The organism is Type-A symbiont of Plautia stali (assembly GCF_059731155.1).
This window is the reverse complement of record NZ_AP035891.1, coordinates 3,525,456-3,542,920: the sequence shown is the minus strand read 5'-3', so window position 1 is coordinate 3,542,920 and position 17,465 is coordinate 3,525,456. Positions and strand designations below refer to the sequence as shown.

General features: G+C 58.3%; 11 protein-coding genes and 5 pseudogenes. 7 read left to right on the top strand and 9 right to left on the bottom strand.

From position 1 onward, the window contains the following. Positions 1–150 precede the first annotated feature (150 nt). Positions 151–1,314 carry an Obg family GTPase CgtA gene (cgtA, locus tag AC6I8M_RS18925; RefSeq protein WP_010617354.1) on the top strand — a complete coding sequence of 388 codons (1,164 nt, stop codon included), beginning with the start codon at positions 151–153 and terminating at the stop codon, positions 1,312–1,314. A 192-nt stretch (positions 1,315–1,506) separates the two neighbouring features. Here cgtA and AC6I8M_RS18920 read toward each other — a convergent pair whose 3' ends face one another. The 4 genes and pseudogenes from AC6I8M_RS18920 to AC6I8M_RS18905 form a co-directional block, all read right to left on the bottom strand. Next, on the bottom strand, positions 1,507–1,911 hold the full coding sequence (locus AC6I8M_RS18920; RefSeq protein ID WP_010617353.1) for a hotdog fold thioesterase: 405 nt from the start codon (positions 1,909–1,911) through the stop codon (positions 1,507–1,509). 3 nt (positions 1,912–1,914) lie between these two features. Then, positions 1,915–2,244, bottom strand: a pseudogene (locus tag AC6I8M_RS18915) (SDR family oxidoreductase); the annotation flags it as partial. Then, on the bottom strand, positions 2,201–2,923 hold the full coding sequence (locus AC6I8M_RS18910) for an isochorismatase family protein (protein ID WP_010617351.1): 723 nt from the start codon (positions 2,921–2,923) through the stop codon (positions 2,201–2,203). The pseudogene AC6I8M_RS18915 and the gene AC6I8M_RS18910, both read right to left, overlap by 44 nt. Positions 2,924–2,941: 18 nt before the next feature. After that, a pseudogene (locus AC6I8M_RS18905) lies at positions 2,942–4,514 on the bottom strand ((2,3-dihydroxybenzoyl)adenylate synthase). A 439-nt stretch (positions 4,515–4,953) separates the two neighbouring features. On the opposite strand from AC6I8M_RS18905, the gene fepB reads away from it, so the two are divergent. Next, the gene (gene fepB, locus AC6I8M_RS18900; protein WP_010617350.1) at positions 4,954–5,919 is read left to right on the top strand and encodes a Fe2+-enterobactin ABC transporter substrate-binding protein; all 966 of its coding nucleotides are present in this window, start codon (positions 4,954–4,956) and stop codon (positions 5,917–5,919) included. Here fepB and entS read toward each other — a convergent pair. Then, a pseudogene (entS, locus tag AC6I8M_RS18895) lies at positions 5,914–7,061 on the bottom strand (enterobactin transporter EntS). The gene fepB and the pseudogene entS sit on opposite strands and share 6 nt — an antisense overlap. Positions 7,062–7,189: 128 nt before the next feature. On the opposite strand from entS, the pseudogene AC6I8M_RS18890 reads away from it, so the two are divergent. Beyond that, positions 7,190–9,468, top strand: a pseudogene (locus AC6I8M_RS18890) (TonB-dependent siderophore receptor). Between the two features lie 6 nt (positions 9,469–9,474). Here the strand turns inward: AC6I8M_RS18890 and pmrB are convergent. The 3 genes and pseudogenes from pmrB to dacB all read right to left on the bottom strand — a co-directional run bounded on the left by pmrB (position 9,475) and on the right by dacB (position 12,539). Beyond that, a complete protein-coding gene (gene pmrB / locus AC6I8M_RS18885; RefSeq protein WP_010617349.1) occupies positions 9,475–10,476 on the bottom strand; it encodes a two-component system sensor histidine kinase PmrB in 1,002 nt (333 codons plus the stop codon). A gap of 56 nt (positions 10,477–10,532) precedes the next feature. Next, the gene (pmrA, locus tag AC6I8M_RS18880) at positions 10,533–11,138 is read right to left on the bottom strand and encodes a two-component system response regulator PmrA (protein ID WP_318285071.1); all 606 of its coding nucleotides are present in this window, start codon (positions 11,136–11,138) and stop codon (positions 10,533–10,535) included. A 56-nt stretch (positions 11,139–11,194) separates the two neighbouring features. Continuing rightward, positions 11,195–12,539, bottom strand: a pseudogene (dacB, locus tag AC6I8M_RS18875) (D-alanyl-D-alanine carboxypeptidase/D-alanyl-D-alanine endopeptidase). Positions 12,540–12,789: 250 nt separating this feature from the next. On the opposite strand from dacB, the gene greA reads away from it, so the two are divergent. Then, positions 12,790–13,266 (top strand): transcription elongation factor GreA, encoded by a 477-nt coding sequence (greA, locus tag AC6I8M_RS18870; RefSeq protein WP_010617346.1) that lies wholly within the window; start codon positions 12,790–12,792, stop codon positions 13,264–13,266. A gap of 129 nt (positions 13,267–13,395) precedes the next feature. Here the strand turns inward: greA and yhbY are convergent, their stop codons facing one another. Further along, the gene (gene yhbY / locus AC6I8M_RS18865; RefSeq protein WP_010617345.1) at positions 13,396–13,689 is read right to left on the bottom strand and encodes a ribosome assembly RNA-binding protein YhbY; all 294 of its coding nucleotides are present in this window, start codon (positions 13,687–13,689) and stop codon (positions 13,396–13,398) included. A 126-nt stretch (positions 13,690–13,815) separates the two neighbouring features. On the opposite strand from yhbY, the gene rlmE reads away from it, so the two are divergent. The 3 genes from rlmE (at position 13,816) to folP (ending at position 17,464) form a co-directional block, all read left to right on the top strand. After that, positions 13,816–14,445, top strand: a complete 630-nt coding sequence (gene rlmE / locus AC6I8M_RS18860; protein ID WP_010617344.1) for a 23S rRNA (uridine(2552)-2'-O)-methyltransferase RlmE — start codon at positions 13,816–13,818, stop codon at positions 14,443–14,445. A gap of 174 nt (positions 14,446–14,619) precedes the next feature. After that, entirely contained in the window at positions 14,620–16,545 is a 1,926-nt protein-coding gene (gene ftsH / locus AC6I8M_RS18855) for an ATP-dependent zinc metalloprotease FtsH (protein WP_010617343.1), read from the top strand. Positions 16,546–16,630: 85 nt separating this feature from the next. Next, positions 16,631–17,464: a dihydropteroate synthase gene (gene folP, locus AC6I8M_RS18850; RefSeq protein ID WP_010617342.1), complete on the top strand. Its 834-nt coding sequence runs from the start codon at positions 16,631–16,633 to the stop codon at positions 17,462–17,464. Position 17,465: the final 1 nt, after the last annotated feature.

The window sequence follows — 17,465 nt, the reverse complement described above, 5'->3', positions numbered from 1 at the left end:
GCTGACCTTGCGCCTCAGTTTGCTGTACACTTTATGTACACATGGCTTTGCCAATCCTGTATTATCCGCCGCCGGTCAGCCCAGAAGCCCCTGGCGGACCCGTTTGTCGCCCGCAGCGTGGCGCAAACGACAGTGTGACGGAGATAAAAAATGAAGTTTGTTGATGAAGCGACGATCCTGGTGGTCGCGGGTGATGGTGGCAACGGTTGCGTCAGCTTCCGCCGCGAGAAGTACATTCCCAAAGGGGGACCGGACGGCGGTGACGGCGGTGACGGCGGGGATGTTTACCTGCTGGCGGATGAAAACCTCAACACCCTGATCGATTATCGTTTCGAAAAATCTTTCCGCGCCGAACGTGGCCAGAATGGCCAGAGTCGTGACTGTACCGGTAAACGCGGTAAAGACATCATTGTTAAAGTGCCGGTGGGTACGCGCGTTATCGATCAGGGCACGGGCGAAACGCTGGGGGACATGACGCGCCATGAGCAAAAGCTGATGGTGGCGAAGGGTGGCTGGCACGGTCTGGGCAACACCCGCTTCAAATCGTCAGTGAACCGTACGCCGCGTCAGAAAACCATGGGCACGCCGGGCGAGAAGCGCGACCTGCAGCTGGAACTGATGCTGCTGGCAGACGTGGGTATGCTGGGTCTGCCCAACGCCGGTAAATCCACCTTTATCCGTGCGGTATCAGCGGCGAAGCCAAAAGTGGCGGATTATCCGTTCACCACCTTAGTGCCGAGCCTTGGCGTGGTGCGTATGGACAGCGAAAAGAGCTTCGTGGTTGCCGACATTCCCGGCCTGATTGAAGGCGCAGCGGAAGGCGCGGGCCTCGGGATTCGCTTCCTCAAGCATCTGGAGCGCTGCCGTGTGCTGCTGCACCTTATCGACATCGCGCCAATCGACGAATCCGATCCGGTAGAAAACGCCCGCATCATTCTCGGCGAGCTGGAGAAATACAGCGACAAGCTGTACCAGAAACCGCGCTGGCTGGTGTTCAATAAAACCGACCTGCTGAGCCGTGAAGAGGCGGAAAGCCGCGCTAAAGCGATTGCCGAAGCGCTGGGCTGGGATGAGAAATATTGTCTGATCTCCGCTGCCAGCCGTGACGGTGTCAATGAGCTGTGCTGGGATGTGATGAGCTTTATCATCGCGAATCCAAAAGAAGCGGAAGAAGAAGTGAAGCAGCCAGAGAAAGTGGCCTTCATGTGGGATGATTACCACCGTGAAGCGCTGGAAAATGCTCAGGAAGTGGAAGAAGACGAAGACTGGGATGATGAAGACGACGAAGGCGTCGAGATCATTTATCAGCGTTGATTTCAGCGAAAAAAAGCGGCCAGATGGCCGCTTTTTTATTGCTGTTTAGCGCAGAGCACCAGCCCGCACGATCATCCCTCTCCCCGCAGGAGAAAGCACCAGGCCGCACAATCATTCCCTCTCCCCGTGGGAGAGGGCAGGGTGAGGGCATCAGGCCGCAGAGGAGCCAAAACTACCCCAGCACCGCCACCGTCAGCCGCGAACTGCAACACAACACAGCTGATCGCGACCATTGCGTATCTCAATCTGCCAGCTCTGATTGCGCGCCCCCAGATGCAGCGGACGACAAATACCGCGCACCTCGCCGCTGCTCACCGCCCGATGATGGCTGGCGCTCACCTCAATGCCCAGCACGCTTTTACCTTCTTCCACGCTCAGGTAACCAGCAATTGAGCCCATCGACTCCGCCAGCACCACCGACGCGCCGCCGTGCAGCAGGCCAAACGGCTGCTGCGTGCGGCTATCTACCGGCATGGTGGCCTCCAGATAATCGTCACCGATCGCGGTAAACACGATCCCCAGATGCGCCACCAGCGAGTTATCGCCCAGCTGATTCAGCAGCGTGGCGAGATCCACCGTACGTTTCCAGATTGCCATGCCTCAGGCTCCCAGCGTTGCGCCACCGTCCACCACAATATCCTGCAGCACCACGTGGCTGGCAAGATCCGAGGCAAGGAACAGGATATTGTTCACGATCTCCTGCTCGGCTTCCGGCGTATGCCACAGGCTGCGCTACATATCGGTATCGGTTGATCCCGGTGAGACAATGTTGCAGCGCACGCCGTAGGGCGCGCCATCTCGAGGCCAACCGTCTGGCACAGGCTGCGCAGCGCTGCCTTAGACGCCCCCATAGGCTGACATGCCGAGGCGCGGGGCGTGCGCGGCGTTAGAGGCGATGGTGACAATCGCGCCAGCGCGCTGCCAGCGCCATAACGCGCACCGAATCCAGCCCATAGTCGATCAGGTTTTCATCATCTTCCGGCACGTCGTCATCTTCCAGCAGCGGCAGAATCAGTGTGCGCAGCGCGTCCTTGCTCTGTGGTAGCGGCATCAGGTCGGCGGTCATCACCACTTTGCCACTGCGGCCTGCGGTGTAGGTTAGCGCCATCATATGCTCGTCGCGCGAGAAGTCGGCCAGCGCATCGGCCACCATAAACGGCTGGATGTTACGCATGAAGGCGTCGGTGGCGGTGGTCAGGCAGCCGATGTGGGCATACACGCCAGTAATGATCAGCTGATCGCGGCCCATCTCCTGCAGGATAGACTCCAGCGCCAGCGCGTCGACGATCTTCTGCTGATCCGGATGTTTGTTCAGCCCCGGTCCCCACATATCATTCAGCAGCGCGCGATCCTCATCGCTTTGCTGGTTGGGCTGGGCGGTATAGAACACCGGAATACCCTGCGCTTTGCAGTAAGCGCGCAGGCGGGCAATGTTCTCCACCACTTGATTCACCAGCGGGCTGTCTTCGCCCCAGAAGTTGAGGAAATAGGCCTGCATATAGTGAATCAGCAGCGCCGCGCGCTGCGGCTCCAGCGCCCATTGTACTTTGTTAGCCGGCAGCTCAGTGGCGGCGGGCAGCGCATAAGAAGTCAGTTTTGGAATAGCCATTACAATCTCCGGAAAAAATCAGGCTTGCGTCTGCTCAGCAAGCTGTTGGCGTAAACGTTTTTTATCCACTTTGCCCACCGGGGTAAGCGGCAGGGCGTCGACGCAGGTAATGCGGTCGGGAAGTTTGAATTCGGCAATGCCCAGCTCGCGCAGATGGCGGCGCAGCGCGACCGGTTTCACTGGCTGGCGCGCCACAATGAAGGCACAGCTCTTTTCACCCATCAGCTCGTCGTGCATCACATCCGGGTGGCGCAGCAGCAGGTTTTCAATCTCTTCGGCCGCGATCTTCTCGCCGCCGCGGTTGATCTGATCCTTTTCGCGTCCCTGTACGGTGATGTAACCCTGAGCGTTGATCTCAATCAGATCGCCCGAGCAGTAAAAACCGTTGGCGTCGAAGCTGGCAGCATTGTGCTCCGGGCTGTTGTAGTAGCCCCGGAAAGTGTAAGGGCCGCGCGTCATCAGGCGACCCACCTAGCCTAGCGGCAGCGGATTGCCGTTCTCGTCGGCCACCCACACTTCGTCATCTTCCGAAATCGGACGCCCCTGGGTAGTCAGAATGGTTTTCTCGTCATCGCCGAAGCGCGTGTAGTTAACCCGCCCTTCCGCCATGCCAAACACCTGCTGCAGCTGGCAGCCGATTTCACGCTGAATGCGTGCGGCCAGCGTTTCGCCCAGTTTGGCCCCGCCTACCTGAATGCGCTGCAGCGAGGCCAGCGCTGTGTTGCTACCCCACTCCTGAATCGCCTGCAACCACAGGCTGACCGCCGGCGGCACCAGTCCGGTATCGGTCACCTGGTGCTGCTCAATCAGCGGGAAGCAGAGCGTGGCGCTGGGATCCGCGGCGAGAATCACCTAGCCGCCGGCATAGAACACCCCGAGCTAACCGAGGGAACTCATGGCGAAGTTATGCGGCGCGGGCAGGGCGATCAGATAGCGCGTGTCGGCGTTGATGTGACAAATCTCGTCGCTGGCGCGGATGCTGTAGTAGTAGTCGTTGTGGGGGCGCGGAATCAGCTTCGGCGTGCCGGTGCTGCCGCCGGAGAGCTGGAAAAACGCCACTTCATCGGCGGCCGTCGGTGTCGCGACAAAATCGCCAGCCGCTTCATCCTGCAGCGACGCCAGCGTATTTTCCGCCTGCGCGTCGTTACGCAGGATCACCTGCTGCAGCGTGGGCTGCGCCTCGCACAGAGTGGCGATGAAGTCGTCGCTGGCAATCGGCGATCAGCCGTTTCGGTGCAATCTGCTGCGCATAGGCCAGCAGTTCAGTGCGCTGATGGCTGAACAGCGCGTACACCGGGACCACGCCCAGCTTAAACAGGGCAAACAGCGCAACGTAAAAGTCCGCCACGTTGCCGAGCTGCATCAGGGTCGTGTCACCGCGCTGTAAACCGCGCCGCTGCAGCGCCGTCGCCAGATTATCACTGCGCTGCGCCAGCTGGCGGTAGCTGAGCTGCAGAGGGCCGTCGATCACGGCGATGGCGTCGTTTTCGCGATGGCGGTCGATGATGTCGGTCAGCGGCACGTCGATCCAGTAGCCTTTTTCGCGGTAGCGCGCGGCCAGATATGCCGGCCAGCGGGCAGGAGGAGAAATCGCGCCCCTGTTTGCGCAGCATCAGTTCCGGGCTGGCGCCCACTAGTGCGCCCCCCTTCCGCCAGCGGCAGATGGAAATGGTAGCTATTGGGATTTTGCGCGATCACGCGCTGCAGCAGCGCGGCATCGCCCACCGGCGTGTTGATCGTGGTATAGCAGCCCTGGGTGGCTAGGCTGCGCCATGGCGAGGTGAAAAGGAAGCCGCGGCACAGCGCAGAAAAATCCTTCAGCTAGGCATTTTCAAACGTGGAGCTTTCCACCATAATTTTCACCTATAAATGATAAGATTATTAAGAATGATTATCATTTTTATTATGGATCTGTAACTTACGTCGAAAGGGGCAAAGAGTCAATCCATTCGCGGGATTTACCGTGCTGTCAGACGTAAGCGGCGGCTGACGCCGGGCCAAGCATTAAGCTAAAAGGTGGATCAAAACTTATGAATAAATGCGGTTTATGGGGCATGGCTGTCCTGTTGTTCATTTTCCAGTCGCTGTCAGGACCGGCGCATGCCGACCAAGGCTGGCCGCGCAGCGTACAGGGCGCGACCGGAACGGTAACGCTTAACCAGGCACCAAAGCGCATTGTCTCCACCAGCGTCACGCTGACCGGCTCACTGCTGGCGATTAACGCGCCGGTAATCGCCTCGGGCGCGACCGCACCGAAAAGCCGCCTGGCCGACGATCAGGGCTTCTTCCGTCAGTGGGGCGAGGTGGCAAAGCAGCGCCACGTTAAGCGCCTGTATATTGGTGAGCCGAGCGCCGAGGCGATTGCGGCGCAAGCCCCGGATCTGATCATCGTCAGCGCCACCGGTAATGACTCCGCCCTGAAGCTGGTCAGTCAGCTGTCCGCCATTGCACCCACGCTGGTGGTCAACTACGATGATAAGAGCTGGCAGGATGTTGTTAGGCTGCTGGGGCAGGCCACCGGCCATGAAGCGCAGGCGGCGCAGCGCGTTAAAGAGTTCGACGATCGTGAAGCGGCGCTGAAGCAGGCAATTACGCTGCCGCCGCAGCCGGTCTCCGCAATGGTATGGAACGGTGATGGCCGGGCGGTCAACCTGTGGACCGCCGCATCGGCGCAGGGCAAACTGCTGCAGCAGCTCGGTTTTACCCTGGCGCAGCCGCCGGCTGACACGCAACAGGGGCACAGCATGGGCCAGCGCAAAGACATTATTCAGCTCTCGGGCGAGAATCTCGCCGCCAGCCTGACCGGTCACAGCTTCCTGCTGTTTGCCGGCGATGACAAAACCGCGCAGTCAGTGCTGAGCAACCCGTTCCTGGCGCAAAACGCGGCGGTGCGCGATAAGCAGGTCTATGCGCTGGGTATCGACACCTTCCGCCTTGATTACTACAGGGCCAGCAATCTGCTGACGCGTCTGCAACAGCTGTTCGTCAAATCATGATGTTTGCTGCGCCAGCACGGGCGCGGGCGCCTGATAGCGCCGCAATCCTTTCATCACCAGCCACATCATGACGCCAAGCAGTGTCGCGGCAAAGCCAAACGCCGCGGCAGCCTGCGCCGGTAACAGCCACGAACCGAGGGCACCAATCAGTGCTGCGCCGAGGGCATCGCCGCACACGTTCTGCGCCGTCCACAGGCTGTTGATGCGGCCCAGCAGATGATCCGGCGTCAGCAGCTGAATCATCGCGTACTGCACCAGGCTGTTGATGGCGCTGAAATAGCCGAAGCCCGCCAGACAAAGCAGCGCCAGCCACAGCGGCACAGGCTGAACAGGCCCAAGGCGACGAAACCGGCCACGGCGCTGCCCAGCACCAGCCGCCCCGGGCGCGCCGCCTGTTTCAGCCTGCCGCTGGTAAACGCACCCACGGCGGCGCCGAGCGGCACGGCGACGTACAGCATACCGAGCTGGTCGGTGCTGACTGACCAGTGCGGTGCCAGCGCCGGGTACAGTACGCCGGTTGCCAGCGCCCGCAGCGGATGCTCGCGCGGCTGTGGGGGCGGGGGCAGCTTCAGCAGCGTCAGCAGCGTGCCGAAGGCGGTCAGTCCGTAATTCCACAGCACGCCGCCGTGCGCGATCACCACACCAGCAATCGCAGGCGATAAAATCGAGCCGAAGCGCACCGTCAGCATGGTGATCGCGCCGGCCTGCATAATGTTTTCGCGCCCTACCAGCGCCGGCGTAGCGGCCAGCAGCGCCGTAACGCCAATCGCGCCAAAAAAGCCGTCCCACAAGCCAAGCAGATAGACCGCCAGCAGCGAAGGCGCGGGCAGCGCGGCATTTATCGCCAGCGCGACAAAGCCCAGCCCGCAGGTGGTGCGGGCAAACAGGATCAGCTTTTTACGCTCATAGCGATCGGCGAGCACGCCGCCGGTCAGCAGTACAGTAAACATGCCGGCGGCGGACAGTGTGACGGCGAGGCCCACCAGCAGCGGGGAATGGGTCATCTGCTGAATCTGCACCGGCACGGCAACGGCCAGCATGCCGAGCGCCACAATCGAGATAAAACGCGCAATAAACACCGCGCGAAACGCCGCGTGGGTTTTCAGCAGTGAGAGATCGATAAAGTGAGAGGGTTTGTTCATTGTTTCGCCTTTTTGCACCAATTTTCCTCAGCCAGGTGTGAACGGCTGCGCGATAAAGACAGGGATCTTCTCACCGGCTCGCCAGTCACTCCGCTGTGGCGCAGAACTGGCCTTCCAGGAATGAAAAAATGAAGCATTACTCGCGGTTAACCTTCGCTATTTTGATCGAACTGGGGCTCAGCGCCTTACTGCTCTCCGGCAGCGCCTGGGCAGCAGAGACTTCCAGCAAGACGACTTCCAGCAACGCCTCTTCTCCCGACGCCAGCGCGATGGACGGTGGCACCTTAATTGTGACGGCTCAGCAGCAGACGCTGCAGGCACCGAGGGTTTCCACCATCACCGCCGATGAGATCAAAAAGCATCCGCCGGCGCGCGATGTATCAGAAATTATCCGTACCATGCCGGGGGTTAACCTGACCGGTAACTCGACCAGCGGCCAGCGCGGTAACAACCGTCAGATCGATATTCGCGGCATGGGACCAAAAAATACCCTGATCATGGTGGACGGCATGCCGATCACCAGCCGTAACTCGGTGCGTCTTGGCTGGCGCGGTGAGCGTGACACGCGCGGCGATACCAACTGGGTGCCGCTGGAGATGATTGATCACATCGACGTGATTCGCGGGCCGGCTGCGGTGCGCTACGGTAACGGCGCGGCGGGCGGTGTGGTGAACATCATCACCAAAAAGTACAGCGATCAGCAGTGGCACGGTTCGTGGAACACCTACTTCAACGCGCCGAAACACAAATCGGAAGGGGCGACCAAACGCACCAACTTCAGCCTTGAAGGGCCGCTGGGCGACGACTTCAACTTCCGGCTGTATGGCGGCTTAGCCAAAACCTAGGCCGACGCGTACGACATCAATGAAGGACATGCGGCAGCGCGCACCGGCAGCTATGCCGGCAGCTACCCGGCAGGCCGCGAAGGCTCGGTAAACAAAGACATCAATGCGTTGCTGAGCTGGGCGTTTGCGCCCATGCAGACGCTGGAGCTGCAGGCCGGTTACAGTCGTCAGGGCAACCTGTACGCGGGCGATACGCAGAACACCAACACTAACGCGCTGGTGAAAAGCCTGTACGGCGATGAAACTAACCGTCTGTATCGCCAGAATATTTCACTGAAATGGACCGGCGCGTGGGATAACGGCGTCAGCACCAGCAGCTGGGCGCGCTACGAAAAAACCCGCAATACGCGCATTTAATGAAGGTCTGGCGGGCGGTACGGAAGGGATCTTCTCCAACAGCGGTTTCAATACCATCCAGCTGGACGATGTGCTGCTGCACAGTGAAATCAGCCTGCCGTTTGAGCTGGGCGTCAATCAGACCGCGACGCTGGGCACCGAGTGGAACCAGCAGCGCATGAAGGATCCTTCGTCGACCACCCAGGCTGCCAGCAACGGTGCTGTGCCAGGCATCGCCAGCACCGGCCGCAGTCCTTATGCCCAAGCGGAGATTTTCTCCCTGTTTGCCCAAGACAACATGGAGCTGACCGACAGCACCATGCTGACGCCGGCGCTGCGCTTCGATCATCACTCCATCGTTGGCAACAACTGGAGCCCGTCGCTTAACCTGTCACAGGGGCTGGGCGATGACTTCACGCTGAAGATGGGTATTGGCCGGGCCTACAAAGCGCCGAGTCTGTACCAGACGAACCCGAACTACCTGCTGTACAGCAACGGCCAGGGTTGCGCCGCCAGCACCGGCGCCTGCTATCTGCAGGGTAATCCGGATCTGAAAGCGGAAAACAGCATCAATAAAGAAGTTGGGCTGGAGTGGAAGCATGAAGGTTATTAGGGCCGGTCTGACCTGGTTCCGTAACGACTATCGCAACAAAATTGAAGCCGGCTATGCGCCTTCAGGTAAAGCCTCTAACGGCACCACGGATATTTATCGCTGGGAGAACGTGCCGAAAGCGGTGGTGGAAGGGCTGGAAGGCACGGTCAATGTTCCCTTCTCAGACAGCGTGATGTGGAATAACAACTTCACCTACATATTGCAGAGCAAGAACAAGGAGACCGGCGATCGTCTGTCGATCATTCCGGAGTATACGCTGAACTCGACGCTGAGCTGGCAGGCAACGCAGGATCTGTCGCTGCAAACCACCCTGACGTGGTACGGCACCCAGACGCCGAAGAAGTACGACTACAAAGGACAGCCGGTGACCGGCAGCGCCACCGACAAAGTGAGCCCGTACTCCATTGTCGGCCTGAGCGGTACTTACGATATCAATAAGTACGCCAGCGTGACGCTGGGCATCGATAACCTGTTCGATAAGCGCCACTTCCGTGAGGGCAATGCGCAAACCACCGGTAACGCCACTACCGGCGCTTATCTCTACGGTGCCGGTGCCAATACCTATAACGAATCAGGCCGTACTTACTATATGAGCCTCAACACCCACTTCTGACGGCGTTCAGCCAATCAGTTGCGTCGGCAAACAGCAGCGGGCAATCAGTCCGCTGCTGTCTTCGCGGTTCACCTGTTCCAGCCTGCCGCGATGCATCTGCACAATACGCAGCACAATGTTCAGGCCCAGGCCGCTGCCGCCATAGCGTTGATCGCGCCGCCGGAACGCCTGCGTCAGCTCTTCTGCCGCATCGGCATCAATACCCGGCCCCTGATCCCACACTTCAACCCAGACCTGCTGTTGTACCTGACGCAGCTTCACCTGCATGCGGCTGCCTTCCGGACTGTAGCGCGATGCGTTCTCCAGCAAATTGCGCAGCATCAGGCGCAGCAGCACCGCTTCACCCTGCTGCGGCACATCGTCGCCGTCTGGCCAGTGCAGCGTCTGCTGACGCTGGGCATACAGTTCAGCCATCTCCGGCATCAGCGGCTGCATGATGTCACGCTGCCACTGTAGCTGCTGATAGTGGCCGCCCGCCAGCGCCTGACCGGCGCGCGACAGCATCAGCAGCTGTTCGACGGTGTGCATCAACTGGTCGATACGCTCAATCAGCATGGCGCTTTGCGGCACCTGCTGCTGATGCAGAAGTTCAAGATGCAGGCGCAGCCCGGCCAGCGGCGTACGCAGCTTGTGCGCGGCGTCGGCGGTAAATAATCGCTCCTGCTGCAGCGTGTGGTCGAGACGCGAAAACAGCTGGTTGATGGCGGAGGTGACCGCAACGATCTCATCCATCTCAGAGTAAATCGGCAGCGGCGTCAGGTTGTCGGCAGAGCGGTGGGCAAGGCTGTCCTGTAACGATTTGAGCGGACGGATAATCCAGTTGATGGCCCAGAACGACAGCAGCAGCGTCAGGCTTACCATCACCAGCGAAGGCAGCAACAGCGAGGCGATGGCCTCACGGATCTCATTCTCCACGCGATCGTTACGCGCCTGGGCCGACAGGGTTTCATTGACCAGGAAACTGATCTGTTCGCGGCTTTCGTGCCACAGCCAGATGGCGCTCATCACCTAGCAGGTGAAGAGAATCAGCGCCAGCATGAGCAGTAACCGCTGACGCATGCTGTTCATTCGCGCAGTTCCAGCCGGTAGCCAACGCCGCGCACGGTTTTGATGCGATCTTTCCCCAGCTTGCGGCGCAGATTATGAATGTGGACTTCTAAGGTGTTGGAGCTGGGATCGTCGTTCCAGCTGTAGAGATCCTGCTGCAGCGTTTCGCGATGCACATTCTGACCCACGCGTATCAGCAGGCGGGTGAGCAGGGCAAACTCTTTGGGGGTGATCTCCAGCGGCAGATTCTCCAGCAGTACCTGCTGTGAGCTGAGATTGAGCGTCAGATCGCCCTGCTGCAGCAGGTTGTCGCTGTGCCCCTGATAGCGGCGGATCAGCGCGCGCACCCGCGCCTGCAGTTCTGCCAGCGCAAACGGCTTGACCAGGTAATCATCGGCACCGGCGTCCAGCCCGTCAACGCGATCCTCCAGCGCATCGCGCGCGGTCAGGATCAGCACCGGCACCGCGATGCCGTCGCGTCGCCACTGGCGCAGCAGCGTGGCGCCATCGCGATCCGGCAGGCCGAGATCCAGCACGATCAGGCTGTACTGGCTGCTGCGCAGCAGGGCGTTGCTTTCCGCCGCGCTGCCAGCGCAATTCACGGCATAGCCCTCGCTGTTCAGCGCCTACGCCAAGCCTGATTATAATAACGCATCATCTTCAACGATCAACAGTTTCATTAGTTGTTCTTGTTAATGTCGGTATAGAGGCGGCTCTCAAAGCGCACCAGCGGAATCCGCCGCGTTTTCTGGTCTTCCGGCGGTACCGCATAGCTAGAGAGGAACTGGACAAAGGCCACGCGCGCACCGCTCGACGTGGTGATGAACCCAGCCAGATTATAGACGCCCTGCAGCAAACCGGTTTTTGCCGACACTTTGCCATCCAGTCCCGCTTCGTGCAGACCGCCGCGATACTGCAGCGTGCCGTCATAACCCGCCAGCGGCAGCATCGAAATATAATTCAGCGTGGCGTCATTTTTGGCGATGAACTGCAGCACCTGCATCATGGTATCCGGCGCGATCAGGTCGTGACGCGACAGGCCGGAACCATCCACCTAAATGCTGTTGCCGAGGTCGACGCCGGCTTTTTCGCGCAGCACACGCCTGACAGTATCCGAACCTGCGCGGAAGGTGCCCGGCACGTTAAAGTAGTGATGGCCGATGGTGCGGAACACGGTATCGGCGATCATGTTGTCTGACTTTTTCAGCATGGTGTGCAGCAGGTTGTGCAGCGGTGCGGACTGCGTCGAGGCCAGCACCGTGCCCGGTGAAGTCACCTGCGTCTGGCGCACTAAATGGCCGCGGTTCCGCACGCTAGCGCATACAGCCGGTCAGCGTGTAGCTATTAAGCTCGCCGGGCACCACGTCGAGCTCGCAATACTGCCCGTCACCGCTGTTGCGTCCGAGCGTGCGCACCTGGCTGAACATGTGCGCCGGATAGTAAGACGCGATGCGCACAAAGGCGTTTTCGCCGGGCGTATTGGCACTGTAGAGCGAAACTGAGAAGCAGTTTTTATCAACAATCGCGGCCCCCGGCGGGGCGCTGAAGCACTGCGTCAAATCGTTACACGGCCAGCCTGGCGCCATATCGTGACTGGCGAACACCGAGGTGTCGATCACCAGGTTGCCTTTGATATGGTTGATGCCCTGCTTTTTCAGCGCCGCCACCATATTGCGCAGATCCTGGCGGCTGAACGTCGGATCGCCGGCAAAGCGCGCCACCAGGTCGCCGTTTAAGGTGCCATCGCTGACCGCGCCTTTGGTCTCCAGCGTGGTCTGAAAACGGAAGTCCGGGCCCAGCTCCAGCAGTGCCGCCAGCGCGGTGATCACTTTCATGGTACTGGCCGGCAACGCCATCTGTTTGCCGTGATAGTCGATTGTCGGGGTGGATGCGCCCACTTTTTGTACCATCAGCGCTAGGTTTGCGCCGTCTGGCAAATACTGCATGTATTCTTCAACGGGTGCTGCTTGTGCCTGCAGCATAAACGCACAAGTTAATCCGGTAACAAGTTGTGAAAATCGCATAATCTCGCGGTAACTGACGGGTGAAGGCGTCAATACTATGTGTTCCCGGACGGTGCAAAGTAAACAATGACCCACAGGGAACTCTGGGGTAAAATACGTATCAAAATGCAAAACCGATACCTGACCCGGAAAGCTTTCCGGGTCAGGATTTTTTTGCTTGTGAAAAGAGGTTACGCGCCGCAGAAGCCGATCTTCTGCTGTCACCGGTCAGGATGACGCCGTTAACCAGGATAGATGACGAGGAGCCAAAATGAATCAGATTCCGATGACGTTGAAAGGCGCTGAGAAGCTGCGTGAAGAGCTGAACGAACTGAAAACCGTTAAGCGTCCGCGCATCATCGCCTCTATCGCCGAAGCCCGTGAGCTCGGCGATCTGAAAGAGAATGCCGAATACCATGCCGCGCGTGAAGAACAGGGATTCTGCGAAGGGCGTATTCAGGAGATCGAAGCCAAGCTCTCCAATGCTCAGGTGATTGACGTGACCGCCATGCCGAAAACCGGCCGCGTGATTTTTGGCGCCACCGTCACCGTGCTGAATGTCGATACCGATGAAGAGTTTACTTACCGGATTGTCGGTGACGACGAAGCGGACTTTAAACAGAACCTGATTTCCGTGAATTCGCCGATGGCGCGCGGTCTGATGGGCAAAGAGGCCGATGACGTGGCTATTGTCAAAACCCCAAGCGGCGATGTGGAATATGAAGTGCTGAAAGTGGAATACATCTAAGATATTGCTACGCATTTGAAATGCGTAGCTGCATATTGTAAAGAAAGGAAAAAGGCCGCGCTGCGGCCTTTTATCCCATGCAGGAGCATGGCACTTTCTCTGCCCGTTGGACTAGCCGTAACGGTACGCTTAACGTGGCAGAGTAATTTTGCGCTCTTTAGCAGGGCGATACAGCACCAGCACGTTGCCGATGACCTGAACGTTGTTTGCCTTAGTTTCACGCACGATAGCGTCAACGATCAGCTGCTTGGTTTCACGATCTTCCGAGGCAATTTTTACCTTGATCAATTCGTGATGTTCGAGCGCCTGTTCGATCTCGGCGAGCACGCCTTCAGTCAGGCCATTGCCGCCCAGCATGACCACTGGCTTCAGTGGATGGGCAAGGCCTTTCAGGTGCTGTTTTTGTTTGGTACTCAGATTCATCGTATTTTTTGCTTACTCAGGGATTGAAAACGGTTCATTCTACCGCCATCTCGGGTATATCGCCAAATCAACGCGACCCATTGCGTGCTGATTTATCGCTACGATGACGATTTAACTGGAAATATTATGACGGGTAAAAAGCGTTCGGCCAGTTCCAGTCGCTGGCTTCAGGAACACTTTAGCGATAAATATGTGCAACAGGCACAGAAAAAAGGGTTGCGCTCGCGCGCTTGGTTTAAACTGGATGAAATTCAGCAGGGTGACAAGCTGTTCAAACCCGGTATGACCGTGGTTGACTTGGGCGCAGCGCCCGGCGGCTGGTCGCAATATGTGGTACAACAGATTGGTTCGGGTGGCCGTATTATTGCCTGCGATCTGCTGCCGATTGATCCCATCGGCGGCGTTGACTTCCTGCAGGGCGATTTTCGCGACGAAGCGGTGTTGAAAGCGTTACTGGAGCGCGTGGGCGATCAGAAAGTCCAGGTGGTGATGTCGGACATGGCGCCGAACATGAGCGGTACGCCTGCGGTCGATATCCCGCGTTCCATGTATTTAGTTGAACTGGCGTTAGAAATGTGTCGGGATGTACTGGCACCTGGCGGCAGTTTTGTAGTGAAAGTGTTTCAGGGAGATGGCTTCGATGAATACCTGCGGGAAATTCGCTCCCTGTTTACGAAAGTGAAAATTCGTAAGCCGGACGCTTCGCGATCACGTTCGCGCGAAGTGTACATTGTGGCGACAGGGCGCAAACTGTAGCCCTCCATACTGGAATCAAAGCAAGGCGAAACGGCGTTTACTCTGATGCGTAATTCTGAGTTTCAGGCTAAACAGGCAAAATCATCAGCGCCGCGATTCCAAGTATGAAGGATATATAGTACCCTACGCTGTCTGTTAACACCGTTGTAATATGAGGTTAATCCCTTGAGTGACATGGCGAAAAACCTGATTCTCTGGTTAGTCATCGCGGTCGTGCTGATGTCAGTATTCCAGAGCTTTGGGCCCAGCGAGTCGAATGGCCGTAGGGTTGATTATTCAACCTTCCTGTCGGAAGTGAACCAGGATCAGGTCCGCGAGGCACGTATTAACGGGCGTGAGATCAACGTAACCAAAAAAGACAATAATAAATACACGACCTACATTCCTGTCAACGATCCCAAGTTACTCGATAACTTGTTGACCAAAAACGTCAAAGTTGTGGGTGAACCACCGGAAGAGCCGAGCCTGCTGGCTTCCATCTTCATCTCCTGGTTCCCGATGCTGCTACTGATTGGCGTGTGGATCTTCTTTATGCGGCAGATGCAGGGCGGCGGCAAGGGCGCGATGTCCTTCGGCAAGAGCAAAGCCCGTATGCTGACCGAAGACCAGATCAAAACCACCTTTGCTGACGTTGCGGGTTGCGACGAAGCAAAAGAAGAGGTGGGTGAGCTGGTGGAATACCTGCGTGAGCCGAGCCGCTTCCAGAAGCTGGGCGGTAAAATCCCGAAAGGCGTGCTGATGGTGGGCCCTCCGGGTACCGGTAAAACGCTGCTGGCGAAAGCGATCGCCGGCGAAGCGAAAGTGCCGTTCTTTACGATTTCCGGTTCTGACTTCGTGGAAATGTTCGTGGGTGTCGGTGCATCACGTGTGCGCGACATGTTTGAGCAGGCGAAGAAAGCGGCACCGTGCATCATCTTTATTGATGAGATCGATGCGGTGGGTCGTCAGCGTGGTGCCGGTTTAGGCGGTGGTCACGACGAACGTGAGCAGACGCTAAACCAGATGCTGGTTGAGATGGATGGCTTCGAAGGGAATGAAGGCATCATCGTCATCGCCGCGACTAACCGTCCGGACGTGCTGGACCCGGCGCTGCTGCGTCCAGGCCGTTTTGACCGCCAAGTGGTGGTGGGTCTGCCAGACGTGCGCGGCCGTGAACAGATTCTGAAAGTGCATATGCGTCGCGTGCCGCTGGCAACCGACATTGATGCAGCGATTATCGCACGTGGTACGCCGGGCTTCTCCGGTGCGGATCTGGCGAACCTGGTCAATGAAGCGGCGCTGTTCGCTGCGCGTGGCAACAAGCGCGTGGTGTCGATGGTCGAGTTCGAGAAAGCGAAAGACAAAATCATGATGGGTGCGGAACGTCGCTCCATGGTGATGACGGAAGCGCAGAAAGAATCCACCGCGTATCACGAAGCGGGCCATGCGATTATTGGTCGCTTGGTGCCGGAACACGATCCGGTGCATAAAGTGACGATTATCCCGCGCGGCCGTGCGCTGGGTGTGACCTTCTTCCTGCCTGAAGGCGACGCTATCAGCGCCAGCCGTCAGAAGCTGGAGAGCCAGATTTCAACGCTGTACGGCGGTCGTCTGGCAGAAGAGATCATCTACGGGGCAGAACACGTTTCCACCGGTGCTTCAAACGACATCAAAGTGGCGACCAACCTAGCGCGCAACATGGTGACGCAGTGGGGCTTCTCGGAAAAACTCGGTCCGCTGCTGTATGCGGAAGAGGACGGTGAAGTGTTCCTCGGCCGTTCAGTGGCGAAAGCCAAACACATGTCGGACGAAACGGCGCGCATTATCGACCAAGAAGTTAAGCACCTGATCGACAGCAACTACCAGCGTGCACGCCGTATTCTGGGTGAGAATATGGACATCCTTCACGCGATGAAAGACGCGCTGATGAAGTATGAAACCATCGATGCACCGCAGATCGACGACCTGATGGCGCGTCGGGAAGTGCGTCCGCCAGCAGGCTGGGAAGATCCAGGCAGCAACAACTCTGACAGCAACGGTACGCCTAAGGCGCCACGTCCGGTTGATGAACCGCGTACGCCAAACCCAGGCAACACCATGTCAGAACAGTTCGACAAGTAACAGGCCTGTTCCTTAGCAAAAACCCCGGCTGGTCCGGGGTTTTTTACATTCTACAATCCAGTGATTCCTCAGGGAGATTTTCGCCATGAAGTTGTACGCCCGTGATACTCATCTCGATCTGTCGTTTCCCCATGTGATGGGAATTTTAAATGTCACGCCGGACTCCTTTTCTGATGGCGGAACGCACAACACGCTGGTGGATGCGCTCACGCACACCAACGAGATGGTGAATGCCGGTGCCACGATTATCGATGTGGGCGGCGAATCAACGCGTCCCGGTGCCGATGAAGTCTCAGTTGAAGAGGAACTGGCGCGGGTGATTCCGGTGGTGGAAGCCATTGCGCAGCACTTTGAAGTGTGGATTTCGGTGGATACGTCAAAAGCAGAAGTGACCCGCGAAGCCGCGCGAGTGGGCGCTCACATCATTAACGATATCCGCTCGCTGTCGGAACCGGGTGCACTGCAGGCCGCCGCAGATACCGGTCTGCCGGTATGCCTGATGCACATGCAGGGCGAACCGCGCACCATGCAGCAGGCACCGGAATATCAGCACATCGTAAGCGAAGTGGACGCTTACTTCGCTGCGCAGATTGCCCGCTGTGAAGCGGCCGGCATTAAAAAAGAGCGTCTGCTGCTCGACCCGGGCTTCGGTTTCGGTAAGAATCTCAGCCACAATTATGAGCTGCTGGCGCATCTCAGTGATTTTCACCATCACGGTCTGCCGCTGCTGGTGGGCATGTCGCGTAAGTCAATGATTGGCCAGCTGTTAAACGTCGGCCCGGCACAGCGCCTGACCGGCAGCCTGAGCTGTGCGGTGATCGCCGCTATGCAGGGCGCGCAGATTATTCGCGTGCATGACGTTAAAGAAACTGTCGAAGCGATGCGCATCGTCGAGGCGACACGGAGAGCAAAAGGATAAA